Below are 24,738 nucleotides of genomic sequence, written 5' to 3'. Positions count from 1 at the left end.
TTGATGCTTGGGTGTAGCCCACGATGGGTGCTTGTGGGTTTATTTGTAGCTTGTAGTTGCGCCGCGCTGAAGCGCAACTACGAACCTTAAGATTAACCTACCATCATGCGGTAAGGACTAGTTAACCGATCCAACTGCTGTATTAACAAACTGAGGAACAAACCTACATCTGTCACTACACCGACCGATTCTATCGAACCACGATCGCTCAACTTCGTCACCACAGCCGGATTAATATCCACACACACCATCTTCACCCCAGCCGGAGTCATATTCCCCACACCAATCGAGTGCAGCATTGATGACAACATCAAAATCATATCTGCATCTTTGATCAACCGGGCATATTCAGTTTGTGCTTTAATCAAATCCATCTGAGTATCGGGCAAAGGACCATCATCCCGAATCGAACCAGCTAAGACAAAAGGTACATTGTTGGTGACACACTCATACATCACGCCATTATTAATGATCCCAGCCTCCACAGCCTTGGCAATGCTACCATAACGACGGATGGTATTAATGACCTTGAGGTGATGGCGATGTCCACCGCGTACAGCGACACCCCGCTTCATATCCACACCCAGGGAAGTACCCATCATTGATTGCTCAATGTCGTGAACTGCGATCGCATTACCACCCAGCAACGCTTGTACGTATCCTTCTCTGATCAATTGAGCCAAATGCTCACCACCACCAGTGTGAATCACCACTGGCCCTGCTGTGACAGCTACTTTACCACCAGCATCGCGAATTTTACGTAACTCCCATGCCACTTGTTCCACCACTAATTCCACGCGCCGTTCGCTGGAAACACCGGAAGACATAAAGCTGAATTCCTGAGTATTACGTTGTTCACGCGATTCAGTTTTGCGAATAGTGCGGATACCTTGTACATCCACTACTACCTGTTCGCCCACTTCTACATCACGTAATAATTTACACCGCGCTACTAGACCATTGGGAGTTTGGGAAATCGCGATCGCACCATCCATCCGCTGATTTTCTACCTTCACCCACTCACCATTAATCCGCACCTCGGTAGGATAAATAGTAGTGACGTAGAAATCATCAGGAGCTACTCCCGACTGAGTAACTGGTTCTAATTTAGCGTCGCGCTCATCTTGGGGCAAATCCACTGCTCCCAAATCAATCAAATGTGATAAAATCGTTTCCATCACTTCATGAGAAGGAGCCGACACCTTCACCTCAGCTGCTGAAGTACTTTGTCGCTGCTCTCCCAATTGGAAATTCAATACTTGGAAACTACCGCCATTTTCGACAATTAAATCCAGAGCGCGGTTAATCAAACCAGAGTCGAGCAAGTGTCCTTCCAAACGAAGAATACGACTTTCTACCGAAACATTGGCATGGACTTCTTCCCGTACTGGTTCAGTTACCCGTAATGTGAGACATTTCGCAGCGCCACCTGCTTTAAGAAATTCAGTCAGGGGTGTTTCAATCACTTGGAAACCAACATTTGCAAGGCGTGCTTTCAGCGCTTCACTCGCTTTATTCATCACCACGATGTGATCTATATTCACCGCATTACAAGCGAAGTTCACTGCATCGGGTTCGTCTATGGCAATCCGCTTGGATGCTGCCACGCGCATTTCAATCAAACGGTTAGAGTAGGAATCAAAAGCGGGTGGATAGTACAGCAAGTAGCCGTCTTTTAGGGGACAAAAGCAAGTATCAAGGTGATAGAAGCGCTCATCTGTGAGTCGCAACGAAAGTACTTCAATATCCAGCCATTTTGCTAAGTAGGGGTGAGAATCTAATTCTGAGCGGAAGCCGTATCCAGCCCATAACCACCGCCCTTCTCTATCCAGCAATGCGTCTCCCGCGCCTTCAAAGGGTAAGTCTTTGGGTAGTACGTGAACTGTGTATCCATTTTCCTCAAACCACTTTAAGAAAAAAGGTTCTTCTCCTTGACGCTCTTTGTGTAAAAAGCGACTAAGAACTACGTTTTTTCCCAGTACTAAACCAGCATTAGCGGTGAATACCATGTCAGGTACACCTTTGTGTGGTTGTACTAAGTCTACTATTGCGTGTTCTTTGAGGATGTGGTGTAGTTGTTCCCACTGTTCTACGGCGCGATCGCGTGATGACTTGTGGATATTCCCTTCCATCCAGGGATTAATTACGTAATCCACGTCGTAGTATTCTGGGGCACACATTAAAAAGCGAATCGGGGAATTCATAATAGATATCACGAATGAATAGATGCAATCAGCTTTTACTCAGTATAAGTGTTAGCCGAAATGAATTTGTAGAATTTGTTACTTTAATTCTCCATTTTGGTAGTCAAAGCTGACTCAATGGCTCCCATCTATTCTATATGTAAGTTGCATCTTACAAAACTGGCGATCGCTCTTAAGGGTAATTATTCGGGTTTTCAATCTTCAGTCCTTCAGTTGCAGCAGCTGCATTTAACTCATTGTCAGCTGATACAAAAATTACAGGGGGCAAACTATCGCTTGTGCAGCGCGTTTACTGCACAAGCAACCGCCAATTGAACTGCGTCATAACGCACTGCTATCAACAAAATAAACTGCCATCTAGCGGCGTTCCTCAATGATTGTTTCAGAAACAGGCTTACCCTTTATCTGAATTAGTTGCCGTTCTGTTTGCGGATTTTTGGTGGGTTCTTTAAGCTGTTTTACTAAGCCAGATGTTAACAATGCTTGATGAAATTTTGTTTTTTGAACAGTTTCTTTGACAGCAAGATGTTTTTGGATTGCCTGATTAAGCTGCTGTAATTCTTCTGGTTCGAGAGCCTCAAGCTGATTGATGATGTGCTGAAGAAGTACCTGTGTCATCTGTTGGAATATTTTGCTAAAGCTATTTTATTTACTATTTTAGTTAAGATATAACTCACAACTCAATGATAAAACTGTCTCGCAGATGAAAGTCAGCCGACCTACCTTGATGAGTCAATGCCCAGTAAGTCACCTCGCCGTCTCTTTCTTTGATGACGGTGGTAATGGCAACTTCCAGGGCTTGTTGTGCCGAGACGATTTTATCCAAATTGACATCCACCGCAAGTGCTAAACCGTCGGATTGATTCTCGACGCTAAACGGGAGTGTTGTAAAAGCTGTTTCCTCTTGCATTCCTTGACGATACCCATCAAAGCGATATACATTCCAGTGTCCACTTGGGGAGAGGTTGAATTCCCAATACCGTTGAGAATCCTTGATCCCAAGGAAGAATTCAAAGCAAGTGTCTTCCCACAGTTGGTGCTTTCGTGTTGGTGTTTCTGATGGTGGGGCGATGACAACTTCTGTTAGATCCCCCTGGAGTGCGTAAGTGATGGTAAGTTGATTCGCATCTCGGGCGATATTACCTGTAATTTTCAATTTAGGTGGGGGCTTGGTAGAAGGAAAGGGTTGTAAGGAAAATGTCTGGGGATTCATTTCACGTCTTGGATAATGGAGCGAATCAAAGTTTCTTGAGATTCAATGCTTTCAGTAAGCTTAAACTGAACGATCGCCCTGGCAAGATTATGTTCTGGGTGCTTGACTTTGAAGTAGACATTTCCTGCTAAATAGTCAGTAAAAAATCGTAATCCCAACTCAAAAGCGAGTAGACGAATGGCGTCGTACATGTAAATATAATCATTTTCGGTCAGAAACGCTTTTGCGGAAGAAAGATAACCTTGTAGGATTCCTTGACATATATCTGTATCAAAATAAACTTCTTCCCACTGCTCGGTTTCTTCTCCTGCCGGATTGCAGCCAGAACGTAGACAATCACCAATGTCGTAATGTACCAAACCCGGTTTAACTGTGTCTAGATCTACTACGCTCACTGCTAGCCCGGTAACAGTATCAAACATGACATTGTTAATTTTGGGATCGCCGTGCATCAGACGTAATGGTAGCTTGCCTGTGGCTAGAGCATCTTCTAGAATATATGACCAAGAGGAGCGATCGCTCACAAACTGCAAGCAATAGTTTACTTCAGGAGATTGACGCCAATTAGTTTTCGCCAAAACTTCATTATATTGTTGAAGGTAAAGCGGCGTAATGTGGAATCCTTCAAGTGTATCAGCGAGTGTTTCTGGAGGTAAATCGCTGATTAAATTGTGAAACATTCCCAAAGCATAGCCAACTTCTTGAGCTTGTTCCAGACCGCGCATAGTGTCGAAAGACTGTGAACCTTCAATGAAGCTGATAGCCCGCCAAAACGATCCGTCTGCATTTCTCCAATGATCTTGAGCATCAAGAGTCAACAGTACTCGTGGCACTTCCCAGCGCCGAGAAAGTGGGTTACTTTGTAAACGCTTGTAAACATGTTCCGTGTATGCACGCATGTTATGCATAACAAGTTGAGGCTGCCGAAACACATGGGTGTTAATACGTTGCAAGACAAAATGCTTTGACTCTGGTGAATCTAAAGTGACCAAGAAAGTGTCATTTATATTACCACTTCCAAATGCTTGTATACTAATAACAGTTCCTTGTTGGGTGAATTGCTTGGCAATAGTAACAAGATGATCTGTCTGCTGTGTTTTGGCATCTTCCGTCATGTTCTCTCCTCGAAATTGCACAAAGGCAATAGGAGACATCGTAGCGTTTTACATCAACCACGATCAATTACCTGTGGATGCGCAATCAGCCAGCGATCAATGTCGCTCAATACGTTGTCAGGAATTTCCCACGGGAAAAGATGGGCGGTGTTAGGATAGCAGTGGTGTTGGCAATTTTTGAGATGTTGAGATGTTTCTAAGCTAGAATATGCTGTAATGTGTCGGTCTTGGGCACCACAAAGTACCAAGCTAGGACATTGAATTTTGTGTAATTCCGGTAGTTGATTATACCCAGTTTGTATAGCGGTGTAGAGAGCGCGAGTAGCGGCAGCAGAGGTTTGTAAGTAGGCAGGCACTGCAGAAGAGGCAATGTAGCGGTAGGCAGTGGAGTTGTGTTGTTGAATGAGATAACGAAACAGCGATCGCTTCCCAAAAGTTTCTATATTCCACCGCCAACTTGGTTTGATCCAGTTCAACAAAGCGGCAATTCCGGTGTAGAGATTATCCTGCCAAGTAATCGGTGGATGGTTGCCGATTGGTCTAGCGGCTGTAGCGACTAAAATTAAACCAGTAACGCGCTGTGGACATCTTAGCGCCAGTTCCATCGCCAAAATCCCACCTAATGACCATCCCAATACTAGACATTTTTTGATTTGAAACTGCTCTATAAGCGCCTCCAAGTCTGTCAAATGGTCGTGCATGACAAAATTACCCCGAAAGTGGCTTTTGCCGTATCCGCGCAGGTCGGGAGCCAAAGTTTTAAAGCGCTTTGACAAGTGATTAGTGAACACGGACAAACTAGAACCAGAACCAGGATGACCATGTAAGCAGAGAATCGGGAAGCCTTCACCTTGAATTTCGAGGTTGAGGTTTGCCACACTTGAAGGGGTATTATAATTGCTCATGAAAAAATTATAATACCCATGAGAAAGGTAGTATTTAATTTATTCAGATTTGTTAGTTTTCGGACAGTAGTCAGAACAGTCCTTCGCTTGTTCAGTTAGAACAATAGAAGGTTGTATTGCACATTTAAGATAACGATTGTTTGAAAAATATTGACAATTTTTACAAGGAACTTTATGTAAAGTATTTGTAGTAGAAGCAATTTTGTCTAATGCCAACGTTCTCATTTTAGACAGTAACAAAAAACTCCCTGCCCAAATTAATATAAATCCCAGGGGAATTAAAGAAATAAATATATCTGTCGTGATTACATGATTTGGTAGGGGCGAACGTTCTGGCACTCCTTCCGTTGGTTGTACTTGATAAGAATCATTTTTATATTCTACCTTATTTTGTTCATAAGACATAAAATTAGCCTCTGTTCATATATTTACTGATATATTTTTTTTGATAATTTTGTCAAATGTGAACCACATGTGGTGCGATCGCTGGCAAATTATCAAATGCGGTCAACTACACTGAGATAATATTCGTGTATTTTAAATCTGATATCCTACCATACCCATACTTATAGATTTAGCAAAGAATGAATTACAGCATCTCTATCAATCGGATTACTCATAATCTTTTGCTGAAAGTCAAAAGAAATAATTTTGAAACTCAGCAAGCAGATAGATACACTTTTTAGTTTATTATAACTTTATATAACTGTGGTACAAACCAATGGTAGTTATCAAAATTTTATCCAAAATACTCATCATCATCTCAGCTATTTTTAAGTAAATTTACGTAATTACTGTCTTTCCAGTAATTTATGAGTAATGGCAGTGTAAAATCTTAACCGGGAAGAGAAAGTCGTACATTCAAAATAATGAGAAAATTTATAGCATCAGGGTTGTTACTATTGCTACCGATAGTGGCTTGTTCATCCACTGAAACGGGTTCAGTCAAAGGGACACAACAAGTAAAACCTTTAATCACAGGAGCAATTCCCGACCAAGATCCAGAAAAATTGCAACGGCAGTACAGTAAACTAGCGACATATTTGCAGAAAGAACTCAACATTCCGGTACAATATAAACCTGTTACTGATTATACAGCAGCAGTCACAGCATTTAAAGTAGGAGATTTAGACCTAGTATGGTTTGGGGGCTTAACAGGAGTTCAAGCAAGATTACAAGTACCAGGCGCACAAGCGATCGCCCAACGAGACGTAGACGAAAAATTCCATAGCGTATTCATCGCCAACAAAAAAACCGGAATCAAACCCCTCAAAAACGCCAAAGATCTTCAACAACTCAAAGGGCGAACCCTCACCTTTGGCAGCGAATCTTCCACATCCGGACGACTCATGCCACAATACTTTCTCCAACTTGCAGGCGTAAAACTAACCGACTTCAAAGGACAAGTAGGCTTTAGCGGAGATCACGACAAAACCATCAAACTAGTAGAAGCAGGAACCTACCAAGTCGGAGCCTTAAACGAAAAAGTATGGCTAAAGCGCGTCAGTGCCAAAGAAGTAGACTTAAACAAAGTACAACCAATCTGGCGCACCCCCACCTACTACGACTACCACTGGGTAATCAACCCCCAAGTCCAACAACGCTACGGCAATGACTTCATCAAAAAAGTGCAAAACGCCTTCCTAAAACTAGATCCCAAAATACCAGAACAAAAAGAAATCCTCGACCTCCTACAAGCTCAAAAATTCATCCCCACCAAAAACGAAAACTACACCCAAATCGAAAAAATCGGTCGAGAAATCGGCAAAATAAAATAAACAATACTCTTTCTTGGCGTCCTTGGCGTCTAGGCGGTTCAAACATTAAACCCATGAACCCACCAATCTTTGAACTCAAAAACATCACCAAAAAATACCACAACATCCAAACCCTCACCAACATCAACCTACAAATCCACCCAGGAGAACGAGTAGCCCTAGTAGGTTCAAGCGGAGCAGGAAAAAGTACCCTAATTAACATACTCAACGGTTCACTACAACCAACACAAGGAGAAGTATGGGTACTTGGACGCAACCTAGCCCATCTGCGCCCCAAATCCTTACGCCAAGTACAAAGGCAAATTGGTACAATATACCAGCAATTTCATTTAGTAAACAACCTACAAGTAATTCACAATGTCAATGCTGGACATTTAGGCAGATGGTCGTTTCTTAAAGCTGCTGTTTCACTACTTTATCCTCTATCGCGGGAAACAGCGGCAAAGGCTTTGCGGCAAGTGGGTATTCCAGAAAAGTTGTATGAACGTACCGATAGCCTATCTGGTGGGCAGCAACAACGGGTGGCGATTGCTCGTGTGTTGGTACAAGATCCTGTTGCGATTCTTGCTGATGAACCGATTTCTAGTCTTGATCCTGAACGTAGTCGTGAGGTGATGGATTTGTTACTTCGGTTGAGTGGTGAGGGGAAGACTTTGGTTGTTAGTTTACACGCGATTGAGTATGCTCGCAGTCATTTTGAGCGTGTTGTTGGTTTAAGAGAGGGAAGAGTTTTGTTTGATGCTCCTGTTGAGCGGGTGTCTGCTGGTATGGTGGAGGAGTTGTATAGGATTTAACCGCCAAGGCGCCAAGGACGCCAAGAGAAGAGATGAGGGAGATAAAGTTAAAGAATTTACTTTTTACTTTTTACTTTTTACTTTTTATTTGTTCTGTTGTTTGGTCGTTGTGGGTTGCTGGTTTGTTTGGGCAGGATTTGGTTAATGTGGGTGGTTGGAGTCTTTTTGTGCGTTTTTTTGTGGCGGTTGTTTGTCCGGATTTTAGTGGTGAGTTTTTGCTGTTGACAATGGAAGCGATGTTGAAGACTCTGGCTTATGCTTTGTGTGGGACGTTTTTTTGTGTGGTGATTGGGTTTGTGGGTGGTGTTCTTTCTTCGCAGGTTTGGTGGAGTGTTGGTGGGGGAAGGTTTTATTCTGCGCCTTGGTTGCTGGTAAGGGGTGTTTTGTCAATTCCTCGAGCGATTCATGAGTTGATTTGGGGATTGTTTTTTGTGAATATTTTTGGGCTTGATCCTTTGGTGGCGGTGCTGGCTATTGCGATTCCTTTTGGTGCTATTACTGCTAAGGTGTTTTCGGAAATTTTGGATAATACTCCTCAACAGCAATTGTTTGCTCTGGTTAATAGTGGTGTTGAGCCGTTAAGTGCTTTTGCTTATAGTATTTTTCCTCAAGCTTTCCCGAATTTGCTTTCCTATAGTTTTTATCGTTTTGAGTGTTCTATTCGTTCTGCTACTGTGTTGGGTATTATTGGTGCTGGTGGATTGGGTTATCAAATTCTGCTCAGTCTCCAGTCTTTGCGTTATGAGCAAATGTGGACTTTGATGTTTGCGTTGCTGTTGTTGAGTGGTGGTACTGATTTTTGGAGTGCTTTGTTGCGTCAGGGTTTGGGTGTTCCCAGTCGTTTGGATTTGAATGTTCTCAATCTCCAGCAGCCCTACTCGCGTTCCTTACACCATAACTTATTGGTGAATTTTTCGTTGCTGTTTGGTGCGATTTTGTTAATATTTTCTTTTTGGTATGTTAAGGCTGATTTTACCAAACTTTGGTCAATACGCACTGCTCAACTTTTAGTTAGAGTGATTCAGGATGCTTTCCCGAATCAATGGATCGATCTTGATCAGTTGTTGACTCTTTGTACTCAAACTCTTGCTATGTCTATTTTGGCAACTACTATGGCGGGGTTGGGTGGTATTTTGCTTTCTTTTTTGGCAGCAAGGAGGAGTGGGGGAGTTTGTGAGAAAATTCAAACTTCTTTCACTCGTTTTTTGCTGCTTTTCTCTCGTGCTGTACCAGAACCAATTTGGGCGTTAATCTTTCTGTTTGTTTTGTTTCCAGGTATTTTACCAGGTGCGATCGCTCTTGGTTTACACAATTTGGGTATTCTTGGGCGTTTAATGGCGGAGGTGATAGAGAATTTGGATGAAAAACCTTTGCGTTCTCTCCAAGTTTTAGGTGCAACTAATTCTCAGGTTTTCCTCTATGGTGTTTTACCCTCTACTCTTCCCCGTTTTTTTGCTTACATTCTTTATCGTTGGGAAGTCTGCATTCGTGCGACTGTGATTGTTGGGTTGGTTGGTGCTGGTGGTTTGGGGCGTCTCCTTACTGAGCAACTCAGCAGCTTTGATTACAAAGGTCTTTTGACTACTTTAATAGTTTTTATGGGACTTACCTTTATCGTAGACATGATTAGTGGTGAGGTGAGAAGATCTTTAAGATAATCCTTGTAGAGACGTTCCATGGAATGTCTCTACATTGTTTTTCACTGCTATGTCTATTTGCTATTTAACACCCAAGAAATCTGCTAAGGCTTCGGAACTACCAATGTATTTACCATCAATAAACACCTGAGGAACAGTTGTTGCACCTGTAACAGCTCGTAATGAGCGAGTTGTCACTTCTTTACCTAAGACAATTTCTTCGTAATCAATGCCATTTTCCTTCAGCATGTTTTTGGCTTTAGCACAGAAGGGACAACCTACTTTTGTAAACAGGGAAACCAGTTGAGGTTTCACTGCGTTAGGGTTTATGTATCGGAGCATTGTCTCTGCATCAGATACTTTAAAGGGATCTCCTGGTTCGTCTGGCTCTATGAACATCTTTTCTACTACGCCATCCTTTACCAGCATAGAATAACGCCAAGACCGTTTACCAAACCCAAGGTCTGATTTATCTACGAGCATTCCCATGCCTTCAGTAAATTCACCATTCCCATCTGGTATTACAGTTATATTCTCTGCTTGTTGATCCTTTGCCCATTCATTCATGACAAAGGTATCGTTGACAGATATACAGATGATGTCATCTACACCATTTTCTTTAAAAACTTTTGCCAACTCGTTGTAGCCGGGAAGATGAGTTGATGAGCAAGTGGGAGTAAACGCTCCTGGTAGGGAAAAAACTACCACTGTCTTACCTGCAAATAAATCATCTGTTGTTACATTCACCCACTGATTGTCTTTGCGTATCCGGAAGGTAACTTTGGGAACTCTTTGTCCTTCTCGATTAGCTAACATGAGTTTGCTTCCTTGATAAACTAGATTACAAACGCTTTCTATGTTACCTCATAAAGCGTACTCATTACGAATATGGCTTGTCAAATAAAAATTTTAGTAGGTTCTTTCAAGGTAACAGCACAGAGAAACTTTCCGGCGCTGTTTCGCGATCAGTTGCTTGGCTTGGTGGGAGCGGTGTTTCAGGTGGGGTGAAATTCCAAGGGAAATTATAACTGTCAATAGTGAGAATATGAAACCTGATTAATTTAACCGGGTATTTTTGAGAGGGCTGATTATGACAAATAAACCAAAGTACGGCAACAAAGGAGAGGTTTGGCATCCGGATTTTATTCGATATATGGAATTTATTGCTAACCACCCGGTTTATGCAGGAATGCCAGATGCATTTACTGAGGGCGGTAAGATTCAGTGGGAAGCACCTTCAAACAGAAAGTCTGGAAAACACAAGGATACCCATCATAAACGGCGTGAATGGTGGCGTATAAAAGCTGTCTCAATTGGAGTTAACCCAAATTCAGATAGGTGGATCAGCAGGACAGCAAGAGTGATTCATCCTACTCTGAAGAAACCGTGTAAACGTTGTGGAAAGGTTATGGAGTTGCGATATGTTTATCCGTCTAACTCTTTATTGCAAAGACTTAATAAACTAGGTTACGTTGATGAAAATTTTCCGCTCGAATCCTATGAGAAAATTACAGACTTGGTGACTCGATTAGTTGAGGTATTTGGCGATTCTGTCTTTTCTAATCTCACATTTCTTCTCAAAACAGGTGCAATATCACCACCATTACTGGAACCAAGTTTGGAAAGCTGGCTCAATTGGATTGAGAAAGAATATGTTCCAAAAGAGCCAAGTTTACTTAGCCCTGGTGCTATGTCAAATGCACCTGATCGCTTTGATGGCTTTCATTCTTTTAACCAATGTTGTCGTAGCAAGGTAGACAAGGGACGTAGTAAAGTCAACTTAAAGTCGTACACAACTGACCGTCGCGTCTTTGAGTATTGGACAGAAGGTGATTGGATTGCTGCTAACCGATTAATGGGACAAATTAAAGCTAACTTTGGCAATGAAGCTTGTTTAAATAGTCATCCTGGCCCATGTTCTGGGGATCACATTGGACCTTTGTCATTAGGGTTTACCCACAGACCAGAATTTCAACTCCTATGCAAGTCATGCAACAGTGCAAAAAATAACCGTATGACTTTGCGTGAAGTAATTCATTTACGAGAAGTTGAAGCTACAGGTGTTGCAGTAATCTCATGGCATAGTAAAGCTCTATGGAATCTACGAAAAGAAGATGTTGTGAATAATGAAACAGCTTTACGTTTGAGCAAAATGCTTCGAGATAACCGTCATACTTTAATGAGTATTTTCAAAACAATTGCTGATGCAGGACACTTTACCTTCTTAGCTACATTTCTAGAACTTGGTTGTGCTGAACGTAAAATTGATTTTATCAATCTTCGTGTGGAGCAACACATTACAAAATTCGATAGAATCAATTATACCTCTCGTGAGACTAAGTATGTAGCAGAGCAAAAATCTCGTCGTTGTCGAGTTGCATTTGAATCACTACGAGACTACTTTATCAAAGATAACCGTAACGCTATTTATATAAACACAGATTCAATTAAGAGTAAGGTGGAAGCTGTTTTAGTAGCTTTACAGCAATCTTCAGATACAATTAAGAACCTTGATACTCAGATTGCAGCAATGTTATCAAGTAACAGGAAAATGTCAATAGATGAGGGTTTTCGAGGAGTTGTTGATAGTATTCCCACAATTTATCCTCCTAATTTCGTCACGGCAAAACAACAACTTATTGATGTAATGGCATTAGTAGCAGTTGAATTAAGCAACCAATGGACGGGCGATCGCTATGTCAGAGGTGAGTTAAATTTAGATACGTAACTTACAGTTAAAAGGGAAAAATTTTAGCTTAATGGCGAAGCTTCTCAAGATATTGCTTTGGCGAGATTACACCCCTCATTAAACACTGGTAGTTTGTTAATGGTGGTGTGATATAGTCAAGACTTTCTCCATCTTGACCTGGCTCCAAGGGAGGCAAATCATTGAGAGCGTCAGAAACACTAACAACTGGTGAAAGTCCAACTAAACAACTTCCAGTCTTGTCGCATACTGGTGGGGGTTGCGGAATACTGCGATTTGCTTGTTCACTGCCCACTAGAATAATACGCTTACGTCGCTGAGGAACCCCATAATCCGCAGCATCAAGTTTCCAAATTGACAATTGCTGAGTTATTGAACCCAAAGCAGATTTTATTTGCTCAAAGACATAGCCACGCTCCATGTTCAACAACCCCATTACATTTTCAAACACAAATCCGTCTGGTTCAATTGCCTCAATAATTTGTTGATAGTTCTTGAATAAAGAATTACGTTCATCACTCATAGAGCGAGTATTTCCGGCTGTAGAAAATCCCTGGCAAGGAGGACCACCTAACACAAAAAGTTTAAGGTTTAAATTGCTCCGTCTAGTTTTCTTAACAGCTGACACTATCTTGGAAAAAACTTCTGGATCTCGAATGTCTCCAATAACTACATTCGAGTCAATATTTTTAGCATAGGTTTGCAAACCTTGTGGCATAATGTCATTTGCTACTACTGGTTGCCAACCTGCCCATTTGAATCCTAGTGCCAAGCCACCTGCACCTGCAAAAAGGTCTACAAAAATTCCTGGGGGGCATAATTGCATTGCAATCTGATAAGCCAACAGTGGTGGAACGGCATTACCAATTTGAGTACTAACTGCTGTACGTGAACCTAAAAAGACAAAGCTATCTGGAAAGCTTTGCAGCCTTGCTGCTTCCCGTTGGCTGATCACACGATGCTGCCCTCCATCATAATTGTAATGAAGGTGGCAGCCATTTCCAGGGCGACCAAAATAGGTATTAATTGTATAAGCAGGTGCATCTGGACGAAGCCGCCCATAATAAGTAGAGCGGCTTCCCTTACCTTTGGCGTAGCTTTCTCTAATTTGAGCTAATCGCTGCGAAGGAATAGAAGTTGGAATATTCTTCCAATTACCTCCAGGAGGGATATGCATAACCATAGACAAGTCAAGCTTGCTAAGTTTTGCTGAATAGTGATTGTAAATCAAAATTCCTCCCATAGGGGGTGGTCAAGTATAGTTTGACGCTCTTGAGTAGTAAGTTTAGGGAATGAGTTCATCATGGAAGCAAGGTCTAGGCGATTTAGACCGTATGCTTTAGCAACAATAACCTCCATTTTTGCTTCTGCTGCTAAGTTTCCAGCAAGTATCTGTTCAACCAACGGAACCACGGTTGCAGAAAATTGAGGAGTGATTAAGGGTATACGTGTCTTACGCAAAACACCCACAGAAACATGAGCAGTTGATAGCATAGAGCGAACCTGAAACTCAAAGGGTAATGAGGACATGATACCTAGTAGGGTGTAAAGTTTCGATAAATCATTTGTCCGAAAATGCGCTACACCAAGAGAATTACCAGTAACCCATTGAGCAGGAATAATGGTAGCTTGAACTCGTCGTTTTTGAGTTTGTCGGCTCACATCTCGCCAGACAATACGTGGATAGTTTACAGAAGCAGGAACATCAAGTTCCTTTTCTTTTTTGATGAAGAAAGTAGGTTGACTAACCTTGGTCAGTCGCTGGATCATTTTTCCCTTAATAAAAGGATAATTACCTTGTAAAGACAGGTAACTTGTGTGACCTGTTTCATCTAACTCTCGACCTGTCCACAATTCTCCTTCACCGTTGCCTTGTAAGCTCAAGAGTGTTGGTAAATCGCACAAGCGTGATAGCTGCGCAAATTGAGATTCATTATTGTAGATAGGAATGATATAACCATTTGAAGTCAAAAAAGTTTCAGGCAATTTAAGCTCTTGATGATATTGTGTGTAGCGCCTAGCTTCATCAAACTTATAGAGAAAAATTTTTTGTGAAGTGGTGTTGGTCTGAATGGTAATGTTAACACAAGCTTGATCCACACCATTAAATAATTTAGTTTCAGCAGGAAAGTAGTCAATATATTTAATTGAATGATTGGTCAGCAACCACTTTCTCAACATCTCAGAGTTTTGATCCCCAAGAATTGTTGCTGGTGAAATGATTCCAGTCACTCCTTGATTTTTGGTTAAGCGAACAGCAACTTCAAGACCTACACGGGCTAGATTTACTCCCCATCCAGAAAACATTTTTCGGGGCATAGATAAGGGAAAGCATTTTGCCAACGTTTTTGAATAGTCTCGGAGAGAATTAATATAAGCGACTTCCGTTTCTCGATCTAATACTTCAGTATCCCGACGGTCTGGTTTCACAACTTCCCAGGGAGGATTAGTAATAGTTATATCAAAGCAAGTTTCATCAGTTTGTTTCTCTATAAATAGAGAAAAGCAGTAGAGAAAGCTATCTTGAACAACAGCTTTTAAACTGTACCGCAATCCAATTTCGTTAGCGGTACGTTGAATATTCTGTTTTGCTAATTCAACTGCATGTGTATCACAATCCCATACTTCAATTCGCCACAACCGATGCATGAGATGAGGAAACGCTTGAGCATGTTCTATCAACCAAGTAATCAGCCGCCCATCACCGCAAAAAGGATCAATAACAGATAGCTCTCCTTCCCAATCTTTGCGAATTATCAGGGTTAAAACACTATCAACAAGACGTGTACCAATAAAATATGGAGTATAAAATTTGCCAGTTGTCTTATTTAGAAGATTTTGACGCCCATCTCCTACTTGAGCCGCAGGAGTAGACTGAAGTATTTCAAGATGATTCACATTTAACTCTCAAGAAACGTGATGCTTATAGCAGTAATTATATTCTAAATGGAATATAATTCAAGTAGCTGCTCGATCATTTTTGGGACCTGGTTTAGGAGCATTGTCCACATAATTTTGCAGACTAGAAGCTTCAACTAGCCAAATCCCCCCAGCACGTCGGGCTTTGATTACTCCTTGTCGAATCAGTAACCTAATGTGCTGAGGTGTATAGCCGCATAATGTAGAAGCCTCCGAAACAGTGATTAGTTCAGAGTCGGTCATTGGGTCTGTAAATTTCAAGGTGTAAGATTGCTTATCTTCATAATCTCACCTGTGACTGGCATTTCAACTAAACCCAAATATCAGAGGTGCAATCGCCTCCAGGATAGCGCATTTCATGAGCGCGAGATGAACCTGAACCATTCAGTTCTTGACCAAAGTCAACGTAGAAGTTTTCGTTTATTTTTATTCCCCCGTTTTCAGTAACACAGTCAATTTGCAACATGTATGAGCCGTTATTGGACAAGTCGGGGCTGTCAGAATTCAAGAGTGACATATATTATTATGACTCCTGTGTTCTGAACGGCAGATGCTTCAACTCCGGGAACCTCCCTCCGGGTTCGCAGTCACGCCCGACAGTGAGAAACCCGGATGCAGCGCTGCCTCACCGCAACGCACTGCCTCCTCCTGACTCCTGTCTCCTGTCTCCCCTAATTACTGATAACTCTTGCTAATCTGATTCCAAGCTTTGACGATTAGCTGTAAATTTTTAGGTAGACTACTTTGAGAGATATCGTTGTACTGAATAGAACCCTCGCTACTGGTAAGAGTATAGGTAATGTAATCAGCAGCACCTTTAGGCGCTGGGTAACTTAAATTGTTGAATCGATCGCCCTTTTGTGCTAACAATTGTTGAAACTGTCGCACTTTTTCTGTGGAAATGCGCCATACTCGACGTTCACCAGTCTTGGTATCGCCAATACGATATTGCATTAAACGTCCATCATTGAGTAAAACAGTTTCGTAGGTTCTACCAGTAAAGCCGCCAGTAGAAAAGGAACGAAAAATCACGCTACTTTGTAATGGTGGTGGTAGCTCACTCGATGAAATGGGTACAGGCTGGATTTGGCTTTGTTGCGAGTTCTCACTAATTTCACTTTCTCGTTTATTCAGCTTTACCACTGAACCAGAATTGTTGGTGTGATAAACTAACGCTTGTTCTGGTGCGCCGACAATTACTCGCCAACCAGACACTAACTTTTGAGAACAAAAGAAATTAGGAACAGAACTAGTCACTTCTAGACAACTATTTTTCCAAGTTCGCTGTTGAACTTGAATAATATTTAACTGAGCAACTGGTAACTTTAGCCGTCGAGATGTAACTCTTAAAACAGCATTTTTGACAGAATCTGGTAATTCTGTTACTTCGCTTTTTGAATTATCAGAATTTGCTAAGCGTAAAAAACGTCCGTTGTCATTAGTGTGATAAATCCAGTTTTGACTACCATCAGACACCACAACCCGCCAACCAGAAACTAACGCTTGGGTGCAAAATTCATCTGGTAAAGGCAAATTTAGACATCCATTGCGCCATGTGTGTTGACTATAATTAGTAATTTGCAATTTTCTGCTTGGAATTCCCTCTTTACCTGATAAATCTCGGATTACAGCAGTAGCTACTGAACGTGGTAAGGTATTTTCTTTGCGAATTGCATTTGCTATCTCAGGATTTGTGGGGGCGGCGGTAACACTTTCTATTGATGTTAACCCACTACTAATAGATAAAATGCCAGTTAATACTAAGGCAGTGAAAATTTGTGCTTGTTTTGTGGTAAAGTAAAACTTGAGTAAAGATTTCATGGCAATAGTTAAGAAACGAATCGGAAATAACAAAGTGATTCTTACTCCCATATATTAACTACATGGAATGAAAGAATAGCTTTTTCTTCAGGCTGATATCAAGCTAGACGCTGGTATAATTCTTCTTTGTTCCTTAAGTTTTACAAAAAATTTATATAAGGCTAAAACCCTTTATTCTATGAGATTAACTAGTTGGTTAACTGTAATTTTACTGAATAAAAATGTACAGAAGACAAATTGAAAGTAGGGATGTTCACTGAAAACGTTTCCGTAGGGGTGTATAAATGGGAAAATGCAACTTCTTTACATCTATTCCAGTCATAATTCATGGTTTGATCATACAGGTGTAAAGTTTTCTACTCAAGAAATGATGAAAAAATTTCTCAATTGGTGTGGTGAATATTGTTCAAGAAACTTACGCAGTTACAAAAATCAGGCGTTTTTTGCACTCGTAGTTATCCTGAGTATGGTAGCAGCGATCGCGCTATCATTTCCCTCCTATGCGCAAACTACATCTCGTCCGCAATCAGAGTTACGAGGAGTGTGGTTAACTAATATTGATAGCAACGTCTTATTTGAGCGCAACCGTCTTAATAGTGCTTTGCAACAACTCAAGCAACTAAACTTTAACACTGTGTATCCCACAGTTTGGAATTGGGGTTACACACTATACCCCAGCAGGGTAGCACAAGCTGTGATTGGGCGTTCTGTGGATCCTACACCAGGGTTGCAAGGGCGAGATATGCTCAAAGAAGTTGTTAGTTTGGGACATCAAAAAGGTTTAACAGTCATTCCCTGGTTTGAATTTGGCTTCATGGCTCCTGCCGATTCACTATTAGCCAAGCGTCATCCGGAATGGCTGACAAGTCGCAGTAACGGTACAAAAATTTGGAAAGAAGGTATTCATGATCGCGTTTGGCTGAATCCCTTGCGTCCAGATGTGCAAAAAGTTATACAAGATTTAATCGTGGAAATAGTGAGAAACTACGATATTGATGGCATTCAATTCGACGATCATTTCGGTTTTCCTGCTGAGTTAGGATACGACGCTTATACAGTTTCTTTATATAAAAAAGAACACAACGGTCAAATTCCACCGAAAAATCCTCAAGATCCTGAATGGATTCAGTGGAGAGCAGACAAAATCACCAACTACATGCAACGAGTTTTTAAAGCCATCAAAGCAACGAAAAAAAATTGCTTAGTTTCTATTTCTCCTAATCCCCAAAGTTTTTCCCGTGACTTCTTTTTAGCAGATTGGGAAAAATGGGAACGCCTGGGATTAGTTGAAGAACTAATTTTGCAGGTGTATCGTGACGATATCAATACCTTTATTAAGGAATTAGAAACACCAGAGATGAAAGCAGCAAAAAGTCATATTCCCGTAAGTGTCGGTATTATGACTGGGTTAAAAGGTAAATTTGTCCCCATGCAACAAATTCAAACACAAGTGCAAGCAGTACGCGATCGTAAGTTTGCTGGAGTATCCTTCTTCTTCTACGAAACCCTTTGGAATCTCACCAAAGAATCCTCACAACAACGTGCCGCTGGGTTCCAAAACCTCTTTCCCACAAGCACATCTTACCCCAATCTCATTACAGGTTGGAAACCATAGGGTAAATAGTTAACGTATGTAGAGACGTTACATGTAACGTCTCTTGCTCCGGCGGGGCGTCTCTACCCTCCAATTCCCAACCGCCCAGCCAAACCGGGAGCTAAAGGTAGAAGGGTAACAATCATTAAGAATAAAGCCAAAAGACCTAAAGCAGCGCGTGCATCATCTGGTTCGCTGATTTCATTCAAGCTGGGGCGTTCTAAATCCCGTTGTAAAAAGAGAATAACTATCGCCCAATACATAGCCAAAGGATTAGCCAAAGACACTAACCCCAACAAAATTAAAGTTGCCAGTGTTAACCTGCCTGCGGTTTTGCGTCCATATATAGCTTGAACAATTCTACCTCCATCCAGTTGTCCGGCGGGCATTAAGTTCAAAGCAGTGATAATCAAACCCAACCAACCAATAACTACCAACGGATGTATACTGACTACCGACGATTGTAAAGCAGAACCGAGAACAACCCGTGCCAAAGTTCCTACTAAAATAGAGCCGGAGAAAAACTCCTTTGGTAATTGAAACGCTTTGGGACTAAAACCCAATGCTAAATTATAATGGGAGAGTAACAACCCAGTTACCAGCATAAGTAAAGAAACAATCCCCCCTGCTGCCGGTCCTGCTAAAGCGATATCAAATAATACTTTGCGGTTAGGTAATAAAGACTCAAAGCGAGTAATTGCACCAAAAGAGCCAATTTGCACTGCGGGGAGAAAGAAAGGTAAACTGAGACGGATTTGGTGACGATGGGCAAGTACCCAATGACCGATTTCGTGAGCGACTAACACTAATAAAACACCAACACCGATAGGCAAAGTTTGTGGCAACCGTTCTGGGGTACTAAACAAATCAAAGTTAAGTAGTAAACCTGCTGCTTCAAAACAGGTGGTAATAGTTGCCACAAGCAATACAACTGCAAATACTTTTTGGGCAGTTGTCATGGGGCGCGGATCGTTAAGGCTAGGTAGCACAATTACTACAGGTTTTCCATCCGTGCTTTCTACTAGAAATAGACGATATTTATCACCTAAACGTTCCTGTAAACTGGTTATGAGACGGTTGTGAACCACTTCTGGTTCTCCCCGCAGATTACCTCTGAATACAGCTCCTTCTTGATAGGCGATCGTTTCTGTCGCAAAAAATGTATCTATGCCAAAAATACTTCTAATTGCGTTCAAGTCTTCTTCAGGAATCGTGATTACGTTAGGTTTTGGTTGTGGCGAAGGTACTGCTAAACCGTCAGAATTCTCTATGGAAGTAGTTCGCTGTGCTGTTTCGTCGGCAATCCGACTGTTTGCCCGCTGCCTAAGTATGGCATCTTGCCCAGCGTTACGTAATTGTCTTCCTATATATATGTATAATCCAGCCGAAGCCACTAACAAAAACAGTACACCAACTATGTTGATGTAAATCCCTGCCGCAAACAAACCAAAAAACAGCAGCCAAGGAGTCATTAATACCACTGACTGTAACCAAGCTAATATTCCTAACTTACCATAAGGTCTGGCGCGATAGAAGCCCCAACTCAAAATGCCGAAAACAACCAGCACAATAGAGGCGATAATGGGTGTTTCTGATGAAGTAAACATTTTTAAACCTTTGCAGAATGAAAACTAGCCTGAACAAGTCAAGTGTTACAGCTATTTATAATTTATAACGATGTTTGTAGTTTGCTCAAATTTTGCGGCGATCGCTACATTTCTAACTGCACGAATCCAAAAATGTCATGACTCAAATCCTAATACACACAATAGTAATCTTGTCCATTTTTTGTAACTATACTTTACAATTTATCTTTACTTATTGATCAGTTTTAAACATAGTTATATACAATTGCTTATTTAAAGTTAAACTTTGAATATATAGAGAAAAATAATTTCTTAAGTATTGTTAAGTTTAGTTAACAATACTCAGGATTTAGGTTAATAGCAGCAAAGAAATTTTCAGGGGGGAAACCTAGCATGGCAGTTAAAAATAACCAGGATAGTACTACCGAAAATGGTAATACACCAGTACAAATAGAATCGCAGCATCCACTAGAAGTACATGGTACACTCTCTGTAGCGGGAGAAAGACCTATTACTCACAGTGATTTGCAAATTGTTGAGACACAGAACATTATGGGATTACGTCCCATTGCGGCAAACTCAATGCACATTGTTGATACTATTAACTTTTCTGGTATTCGTCCCATTGCTTCTAGTGAGTTGGTAATTTCTGAGACATACTCAGTCATGGGTAATCGTCCAGTAGCATCAAATGAGATTGACGATGCTGATTCTTTAATGGGTTTTCTAGATTAGACCAAAAAATATTAGTTATGACAAAAACCCGGTTTATTTCTTTTGAAGGAACTGGGTTTTTATTGTGTTATCTCTTTTTGTAGAGAGCATTAATGTATCTTGTGGTGGAAGGCTAGAACCAAAACTTTAAGCTAAGTTGTATATGTGATAACAAAATAATTCTCAGTTTTATAAAAACAAAGGAGAGCAAAATGAGCTTAGAAGATAGAGCAAAAGCAGCAGCTAAAAACGTTGAAGGAAAAGCTCAAGAAGCATTGGGAAATGTAACTGGCGATCCTGAAGATAAAGCAGAAGGTAAAGCAAAGCAAGCTGAAAGTGAACTACGTCACGGTGTTGAAGACGTAAAAGATAACATCAAGAAAAGTATCGACTAATTTGTGCTACTTTTTGTAATTTCCGCAGCCCGATTTCTTAAAGAAACCGGGCTGCTCATGTATTTTATATTCTCAACACATTTACGTGTAAAGTGTAAAATCTGCGTAAAGCTAAGTAAAAATAGTTGATTTTAACTGCTGAAATAGTAAAAATAATTACTGGATATTTGAAAAACTACCATTAAAATTATTACAGTCAGCGATTTGTTTATTTCCAGGCTAGTAAATATCACTACCGGGTAACTTCTACCACCACCGTTTACCTGATTGTTAAAGTGAGTTGAATGAACAAATTTGACATAATGACACAAAAGCTACTGAAAGCTGGTGTCGTAGCAACATTCTCTGCTGTGGGAACTGCAATGTTTATTACAGGGCAAGAGCAGGCTAATTCTATTGAACCAGAAGAAGAAAGTGACACACTAGCCGTGGATGGGATGTACAGTGCTGTAGAATCTATCCAACGTGAGCGTGTCAGATTGATGTCTCCAGAAATTGACTATCAGGTTTCCTTAAGTAGAAATTCTGTCGTCAACATCCAACAGAGTAGTCAGTCTAATAACGAAGAGTCACAAATTATATCCTATAAAGGAAACTTGGTATATATTTCACATCCAGAGAATATATCAATATACCGATATCAATCAGTTGTTGATGATAGCGACAACGAGTTAAATTGCGATCGCCCCAATTGTAACTCCCAATCGATTCCAGAAAATTTTGGTGCGTTAGGTCTAGTAGCAATTGCTAGTATTGGCTTCGCTTTACACTGTAGAGACAGCGCAAAGACGCCCCACTGGGGCGTCTGTACAATCTAAACTTTTGCTAGTTCTGGAGTAGGACGTTTGCTGTTACGGATATCGGCGATTGCTTGACGATAATCTTTAGCTTTAAATACAGCTGAACCTGCAACAATCGCGTTTGCGCCTGCTTCCAAAACTTGCCAAGTATTGTTAGCTTTTAGTCCTCCATCTACTTCAATCCAAGGATCTAAACCGCGTTCATCACACATTTGACGCAGCTTGCGGATTTTGGGTACCATCTCAGGAATGAAACTTTGACCACCAAAACCAGGGTTTACGCTCATAATTAGAACCAGATCGCAAAGTTCCAGCACATACTCAATCAAATCTAAAGGAGTGGATGGATTGAGTACAACACCAGCTTTTTTACCAAGTTCTTTGATTTGTCCCAAAGTACGGTGTAAGTGAGGCGATGCATTGTGTTCGCAATGAACATAGATATGATCTGCACCAGCCTTCGCAAAGTCTTCCACATACTTTTCTGGTTCCACAATCATTAGGTGGACATCCAGTGGTTTTTGCGTAACCGGACGAAGCGCCTCCACTACCAGAGGACCTATGGTAATATTGGGTACAAAGCGACCGTCCATCACATCGACGTGAATCCAGTCTGCTCCCGCCTCGTCTACGGCGCGAACTTCGTCTCCCAGACGACTAAAATCTGCTGATAAAATAGATGGAGCAATAACAATGGGCTTGCGGTTGTTGGTTTGGGTCATGGCTAGTGGGTTGTTAAGCGTCCTGGTCTGTAAGTATTGTAACAAACCTTCATATCTTTGATCCCGCCTTTTTAGAAATAGAAATTTGTTCATAGGGAAACGTTAATTCAATTCCCAATGACAAATGACAAATGACAAACTGACAATTAACCAATGAGCAAAAAACTAACCTGGATTATTTGGGGATTAAGTGCCACTTGTGTGAGTTTGCCAGTACTAGCTTTTGAAACTCCCTTTGGAGTCAATGGTATTGATGCACTCAGGTTACACCTACCACCGTACAATTTAATTGGTCGTAAGATCGCTATTGGTCAGGTGGAAATTGGGCGTCCAGGTATGTTCGGCTGGGATAAAGCCGTGTCCAAGAATCGCTCAGTAAATCTTGCAGCTGTTTTCTTGCGTAACGGACCGGCAAAGTCAAATAGTAGTGTTGACTCTCACGCTTATAATGTAGCTTCAGTGATGGTTAGTCGAGACAAAGCTTTTCCAGGTGTTGCCCCAGGAGCAAAATTATATTCATCGGCTGTGGGGGCAAGTAAAAATATCGGTCAACCGGAAGAGTGTCTGTCTGCACAACATGTTGCACGACAAAATGGCGGTGATGTCCGGGCGATTAATTTTAGTTTTGGCGAACCACTCAACCGAGATCCACGACCAGAAGCGGTGCTTGATGGTAGAGCTTTACTAACCCTGTGCGTTGACTGGTCTAGTCGAGTTCACGATGTTTTGTATCTAATTGCTGGTAATCAAGGCAAGGGAGGAATTCCCATACCTACTGATAATTATAACGCAATGAACGTGGCTTTTTCATCCAAACGCGGCGGAATTTTTAATAAAGTTGACGTTTCTAATTTGGCGGGTGCAAATGTTGGTGTTACTAGTAGGCTCGCCGGAAAAGAGATCAATATTGGTCAACGTCGTTCTATTAGTTTAGTTGCGCCTGGGAGTAATATATTCTTGCTTAATCCTGATGGTAAATCGAATAAAGTAACAGGTACTTCTTTTGCCGCACCTCAAGTGACAGCTACTGTGGCACTGCTGCAGGAATTTGGCGATCGCCAACTCAGAGCAAAAAAACTTAATTGGACTACAGATTCTCGCCGACACCAAGTAATGAAAGCTGTGTTGCTCAATTCATCTGACAAAATTAAAGACAATGGTGATGGCTGGCGTTTAGGAATGACACGCACAATTGTTGATAAACAGAACCAAGACTGGTTAGTTTCAGATGCATATCAAGATCCCAAAATTCCTTTAGATGCGCAAATGGGAGCCGGTCATTTAAATGCCTTTCGCGCTTACCAACAGTTCAGTGCTGGACAGTGGCGACCATCTCAAATTTTACCAGCAATGGGCTGGGATTACAATCAAGTAAATGTTGGGACTTCTGCGGAATATGTTTTAGCAAAACCTTTACAGGGAGGAAGTTTTGTTGCTATTACTCTCACTTGGGATAGATTGGTTGAGTTAGAAGATCAAAATAATAATAGTCAGTATGATGAAGGGGAAGAGTTTCGCGATCGCGGTTTAAACAACCTTGATCTTTATATAGTAAAAGCTGATTCAGCCAATACAGATGCCGGACAAGCATGTTCTTCCATTAGCGATATAGATAACGTAGAACACATTTTTTGCCCTGTTCCTACTACAGGTAATTATAAAATTCGCGTCCACTTTCGCCAACAAGTAAATGAACCTATACAACCCTACGCTTTAGCTTGGTGGGCTATACCCATAAAGTAATATATCTGTTGTTGCTAAAAGTGTAACCGCCATATAACTTTGTTGCGGCAATGCCATAGTCATTTAGGAAGACTTTGGGATAATGGTGGTA

At 41.2% G+C, this 24,738-nt stretch carries 23 protein-coding genes; 9 read left to right on the top strand and 14 right to left on the bottom strand.

Going from position 1 to position 24,738, the window contains the following annotated elements; genetic code table 11:
* Window positions 1-92 precede the first annotated feature (92 nt).
* The 6 genes from argZ to ICL16_RS32755 form a co-directional block, all read right to left on the bottom strand.
* Complete coding sequence (gene argZ, locus ICL16_RS32780) at window positions 93-2,204, bottom strand: bifunctional arginine dihydrolase/ornithine cyclodeaminase (RefSeq protein ID WP_190835758.1); 2,112 nt, start codon at window positions 2,202-2,204, stop codon at window positions 93-95.
* 357 nt (window positions 2,205-2,561) lie between these two features.
* Window positions 2,562-2,822 (bottom strand): hypothetical protein, encoded by a 261-nt coding sequence (locus ICL16_RS32775; RefSeq protein ID WP_190835757.1) that lies wholly within the window; start codon window positions 2,820-2,822, stop codon window positions 2,562-2,564.
* A 55-nt stretch (window positions 2,823-2,877) separates the two neighbouring features.
* The gene (locus ICL16_RS32770; RefSeq protein ID WP_190835756.1) at window positions 2,878-3,417 is read right to left on the bottom strand and encodes a DOMON-like domain-containing protein; all 540 of its coding nucleotides are present in this window, start codon (window positions 3,415-3,417) and stop codon (window positions 2,878-2,880) included.
* Entirely contained in the window at window positions 3,414-4,532 is a 1,119-nt protein-coding gene (locus tag ICL16_RS32765) for a phosphotransferase enzyme family protein (RefSeq protein WP_190835755.1), read from the bottom strand. Before ICL16_RS32765 ends, ICL16_RS32770 begins: the two co-directional genes overlap by 4 nt.
* A 53-nt stretch (window positions 4,533-4,585) precedes the next feature.
* Entirely contained in the window at window positions 4,586-5,437 is an 852-nt protein-coding gene (locus ICL16_RS32760) for an alpha/beta fold hydrolase (protein ID WP_190835754.1), read from the bottom strand.
* 39 nt (window positions 5,438-5,476) lie between these two features.
* Complete coding sequence (locus tag ICL16_RS32755) at window positions 5,477-5,842, bottom strand: hypothetical protein (protein ID WP_190835753.1); 366 nt, start codon at window positions 5,840-5,842, stop codon at window positions 5,477-5,479.
* Window positions 5,843-6,306: 464 nt separating this feature from the next.
* On the opposite strand from ICL16_RS32755, the gene ICL16_RS32750 reads away from it, so the two are divergent.
* The 3 genes from ICL16_RS32750 to ICL16_RS32740 are packed head-to-tail and all read left to right on the top strand — an operon-like array spanning window position 6,307 to window position 9,667.
* A complete protein-coding gene (locus tag ICL16_RS32750) occupies window positions 6,307-7,215 on the top strand; it encodes a putative selenate ABC transporter substrate-binding protein (protein ID WP_190835752.1) in 909 nt (302 codons plus the stop codon).
* Between the two features lie 53 nt (window positions 7,216-7,268).
* Window positions 7,269-8,009, top strand: coding sequence for a phosphonate ABC transporter ATP-binding protein (locus ICL16_RS32745; protein WP_190835751.1), 741 nt, complete (start codon window positions 7,269-7,271; stop codon window positions 8,007-8,009).
* A gap of 32 nt (window positions 8,010-8,041) precedes the next feature.
* Window positions 8,042-9,667, top strand: a complete 1,626-nt coding sequence (locus tag ICL16_RS32740) for a PhnE/PtxC family ABC transporter permease (RefSeq protein ID WP_190835750.1) — start codon at window positions 8,042-8,044, stop codon at window positions 9,665-9,667.
* A gap of 60 nt (window positions 9,668-9,727) precedes the next feature.
* Here the strand turns inward: ICL16_RS32740 and ICL16_RS32735 are convergent, their stop codons facing one another.
* Window positions 9,728-10,462, bottom strand: a complete 735-nt coding sequence (locus ICL16_RS32735) for a glutathione peroxidase (protein ID WP_190835749.1) — start codon at window positions 10,460-10,462, stop codon at window positions 9,728-9,730.
* A gap of 274 nt (window positions 10,463-10,736) precedes the next feature.
* Here ICL16_RS32735 and ICL16_RS32730 point away from each other — a divergent pair, with 274 nt between their 5' ends.
* A complete protein-coding gene (locus ICL16_RS32730; protein WP_190835748.1) occupies window positions 10,737-12,374 on the top strand; it encodes an Alw26I/Eco31I/Esp3I family type II restriction endonuclease in 1,638 nt (545 codons plus the stop codon).
* A gap of 28 nt (window positions 12,375-12,402) precedes the next feature.
* Here the strand turns inward: ICL16_RS32730 and ICL16_RS32725 are convergent, their stop codons facing one another.
* The 5 genes from ICL16_RS32725 to ICL16_RS32705 all read right to left on the bottom strand — a co-directional run bounded on the left by ICL16_RS32725 (window position 12,403) and on the right by ICL16_RS32705 (window position 17,144).
* The gene (locus ICL16_RS32725) at window positions 12,403-13,536 is read right to left on the bottom strand and encodes a DNA cytosine methyltransferase (protein ID WP_202895830.1); all 1,134 of its coding nucleotides are present in this window, start codon (window positions 13,534-13,536) and stop codon (window positions 12,403-12,405) included.
* Between the two features lie 44 nt (window positions 13,537-13,580).
* Entirely contained in the window at window positions 13,581-15,251 is a 1,671-nt protein-coding gene (locus ICL16_RS32720; protein ID WP_190835746.1) for an Alw26I/Eco31I/Esp3I family type II restriction adenine-specific DNA-methyltransferase, read from the bottom strand.
* A gap of 60 nt (window positions 15,252-15,311) precedes the next feature.
* Complete coding sequence (locus tag ICL16_RS32715; RefSeq protein WP_190835745.1) at window positions 15,312-15,515, bottom strand: helix-turn-helix domain-containing protein; 204 nt, start codon at window positions 15,513-15,515, stop codon at window positions 15,312-15,314.
* 67 nt (window positions 15,516-15,582) lie between these two features.
* A complete protein-coding gene (locus tag ICL16_RS32710; protein WP_238361057.1) occupies window positions 15,583-15,789 on the bottom strand; it encodes a selenium-binding family protein in 207 nt (68 codons plus the stop codon).
* A gap of 158 nt (window positions 15,790-15,947) precedes the next feature.
* Window positions 15,948-17,144, bottom strand: coding sequence for a hypothetical protein (locus tag ICL16_RS32705; RefSeq protein ID WP_337907173.1), 1,197 nt, complete (start codon window positions 17,142-17,144; stop codon window positions 15,948-15,950).
* 319 nt (window positions 17,145-17,463) lie between these two features.
* Here ICL16_RS32705 and ICL16_RS32700 point away from each other — a divergent pair, with 319 nt between their 5' ends.
* Window positions 17,464-18,708, top strand: a complete 1,245-nt coding sequence (locus tag ICL16_RS32700; protein ID WP_190835920.1) for a glycoside hydrolase family 10-like protein — start codon at window positions 17,464-17,466, stop codon at window positions 18,706-18,708.
* 62 nt (window positions 18,709-18,770) lie between these two features.
* Here the strand turns inward: ICL16_RS32700 and ICL16_RS32695 are convergent, their stop codons facing one another.
* Complete coding sequence (locus tag ICL16_RS32695; RefSeq protein WP_190835744.1) at window positions 18,771-20,294, bottom strand: site-2 protease family protein; 1,524 nt, start codon at window positions 20,292-20,294, stop codon at window positions 18,771-18,773.
* Window positions 20,295-20,666: 372 nt separating this feature from the next.
* On the opposite strand from ICL16_RS32695, the gene ICL16_RS32690 reads away from it, so the two are divergent.
* From ICL16_RS32690 to ICL16_RS32680, 3 genes are all read left to right on the top strand, one after another.
* Entirely contained in the window at window positions 20,667-21,008 is a 342-nt protein-coding gene (locus ICL16_RS32690) for a hypothetical protein (protein ID WP_202895829.1), read from the top strand.
* 191 nt (window positions 21,009-21,199) lie between these two features.
* The gene (locus ICL16_RS32685; protein WP_190835743.1) at window positions 21,200-21,382 is read left to right on the top strand and encodes a CsbD family protein; all 183 of its coding nucleotides are present in this window, start codon (window positions 21,200-21,202) and stop codon (window positions 21,380-21,382) included.
* Window positions 21,383-21,666: 284 nt separating this feature from the next.
* A complete protein-coding gene (locus ICL16_RS32680) occupies window positions 21,667-22,200 on the top strand; it encodes a hypothetical protein (protein ID WP_190835742.1) in 534 nt (177 codons plus the stop codon).
* Here ICL16_RS32680 and rpe read toward each other — a convergent pair.
* Window positions 22,197-22,904, bottom strand: a complete 708-nt coding sequence (rpe, locus tag ICL16_RS32675) for a ribulose-phosphate 3-epimerase (protein ID WP_190835741.1) — start codon at window positions 22,902-22,904, stop codon at window positions 22,197-22,199. The genes ICL16_RS32680 and rpe overlap by 4 nt on opposite strands.
* Window positions 22,905-23,057: 153 nt before the next feature.
* Between rpe and ICL16_RS32670 the strand changes: the two genes are divergently transcribed.
* Window positions 23,058-24,647, top strand: coding sequence for a S8 family serine peptidase (locus ICL16_RS32670; protein WP_190835740.1), 1,590 nt, complete (start codon window positions 23,058-23,060; stop codon window positions 24,645-24,647).
* The last annotated feature ends 91 nt before the right edge of the window (window positions 24,648-24,738 follow it).

The sequence above is a fragment of the Iningainema tapete BLCC-T55 genome, from assembly GCF_014698965.1.
GTDB lineage: Bacteria > Cyanobacteriota > Cyanobacteriia > Cyanobacteriales > Nostocaceae > Iningainema > Iningainema tapete.
Note: the sequence above shows the minus strand (reverse complement) of the source record. Positions and strands in the feature narration are given on the sequence as shown.

What these genes read in the sequence shown, in the direction of transcription:
- ICL16_RS32770 (WP_190835756.1), bottom strand. Translation starts at nt 3,417, where the DNA reads ATGAATCCCCAGACATTTTCCTTACAACCCTTTCCTTCTACCAAGCCC.
- argZ (WP_190835758.1), bottom strand. Translation starts at nt 2,204, where the DNA reads ATGAATTCCCCGATTCGCTTTTTAATGTGTGCCCCAGAATACTACGAC.
- ICL16_RS32725 (WP_202895830.1), bottom strand. Translation starts at nt 13,536, where the DNA reads ATGGTTATGCATATCCCTCCTGGAGGTAATTGGAAGAATATTCCAACT.
- ICL16_RS32670 (WP_190835740.1), top strand. Translation starts at nt 23,058, where the DNA reads ATGAGCAAAAAACTAACCTGGATTATTTGGGGATTAAGTGCCACTTGT.
- ICL16_RS32690 (WP_202895829.1), top strand. Translation starts at nt 20,667, where the DNA reads ATGGCAGTTAAAAATAACCAGGATAGTACTACCGAAAATGGTAATACA.
- rpe (WP_190835741.1), bottom strand. Translation starts at nt 22,904, where the DNA reads ATGACCCAAACCAACAACCGCAAGCCCATTGTTATTGCTCCATCTATT.
- ICL16_RS32710 (WP_238361057.1), bottom strand. Translation starts at nt 15,789, where the DNA reads ATGTCACTCTTGAATTCTGACAGCCCCGACTTGTCCAATAACGGCTCA.
- ICL16_RS32760 (WP_190835754.1), bottom strand. Translation starts at nt 5,437, where the DNA reads ATGAGCAATTATAATACCCCTTCAAGTGTGGCAAACCTCAACCTCGAA.
- ICL16_RS32765 (WP_190835755.1), bottom strand. Translation starts at nt 4,532, where the DNA reads ATGACGGAAGATGCCAAAACACAGCAGACAGATCATCTTGTTACTATT.
- ICL16_RS32745 (WP_190835751.1), top strand. Translation starts at nt 7,269, where the DNA reads ATGAACCCACCAATCTTTGAACTCAAAAACATCACCAAAAAATACCAC.
- ICL16_RS32740 (WP_190835750.1), top strand. Translation starts at nt 8,042, where the DNA reads ATGAGGGAGATAAAGTTAAAGAATTTACTTTTTACTTTTTACTTTTTA.
- ICL16_RS32705 (WP_337907173.1), bottom strand. Translation starts at nt 17,144, where the DNA reads ATGGGAGTAAGAATCACTTTGTTATTTCCGATTCGTTTCTTAACTATT.
- ICL16_RS32750 (WP_190835752.1), top strand. Translation starts at nt 6,307, where the DNA reads ATGAGAAAATTTATAGCATCAGGGTTGTTACTATTGCTACCGATAGTG.
- ICL16_RS32735 (WP_190835749.1), bottom strand. Translation starts at nt 10,462, where the DNA reads ATGTTAGCTAATCGAGAAGGACAAAGAGTTCCCAAAGTTACCTTCCGG.
- ICL16_RS32755 (WP_190835753.1), bottom strand. Translation starts at nt 5,842, where the DNA reads ATGTCTTATGAACAAAATAAGGTAGAATATAAAAATGATTCTTATCAA.
- ICL16_RS32680 (WP_190835742.1), top strand. Translation starts at nt 21,667, where the DNA reads ATGAACAAATTTGACATAATGACACAAAAGCTACTGAAAGCTGGTGTC.
- ICL16_RS32730 (WP_190835748.1), top strand. Translation starts at nt 10,737, where the DNA reads ATGACAAATAAACCAAAGTACGGCAACAAAGGAGAGGTTTGGCATCCG.
- ICL16_RS32775 (WP_190835757.1), bottom strand. Translation starts at nt 2,822, where the DNA reads ATGACACAGGTACTTCTTCAGCACATCATCAATCAGCTTGAGGCTCTC.
- ICL16_RS32685 (WP_190835743.1), top strand. Translation starts at nt 21,200, where the DNA reads ATGAGCTTAGAAGATAGAGCAAAAGCAGCAGCTAAAAACGTTGAAGGA.
- ICL16_RS32700 (WP_190835920.1), top strand. Translation starts at nt 17,464, where the DNA reads ATGAAAAAATTTCTCAATTGGTGTGGTGAATATTGTTCAAGAAACTTA.
- ICL16_RS32695 (WP_190835744.1), bottom strand. Translation starts at nt 20,294, where the DNA reads ATGTTTACTTCATCAGAAACACCCATTATCGCCTCTATTGTGCTGGTT.
- ICL16_RS32715 (WP_190835745.1), bottom strand. Translation starts at nt 15,515, where the DNA reads ATGACCGACTCTGAACTAATCACTGTTTCGGAGGCTTCTACATTATGC.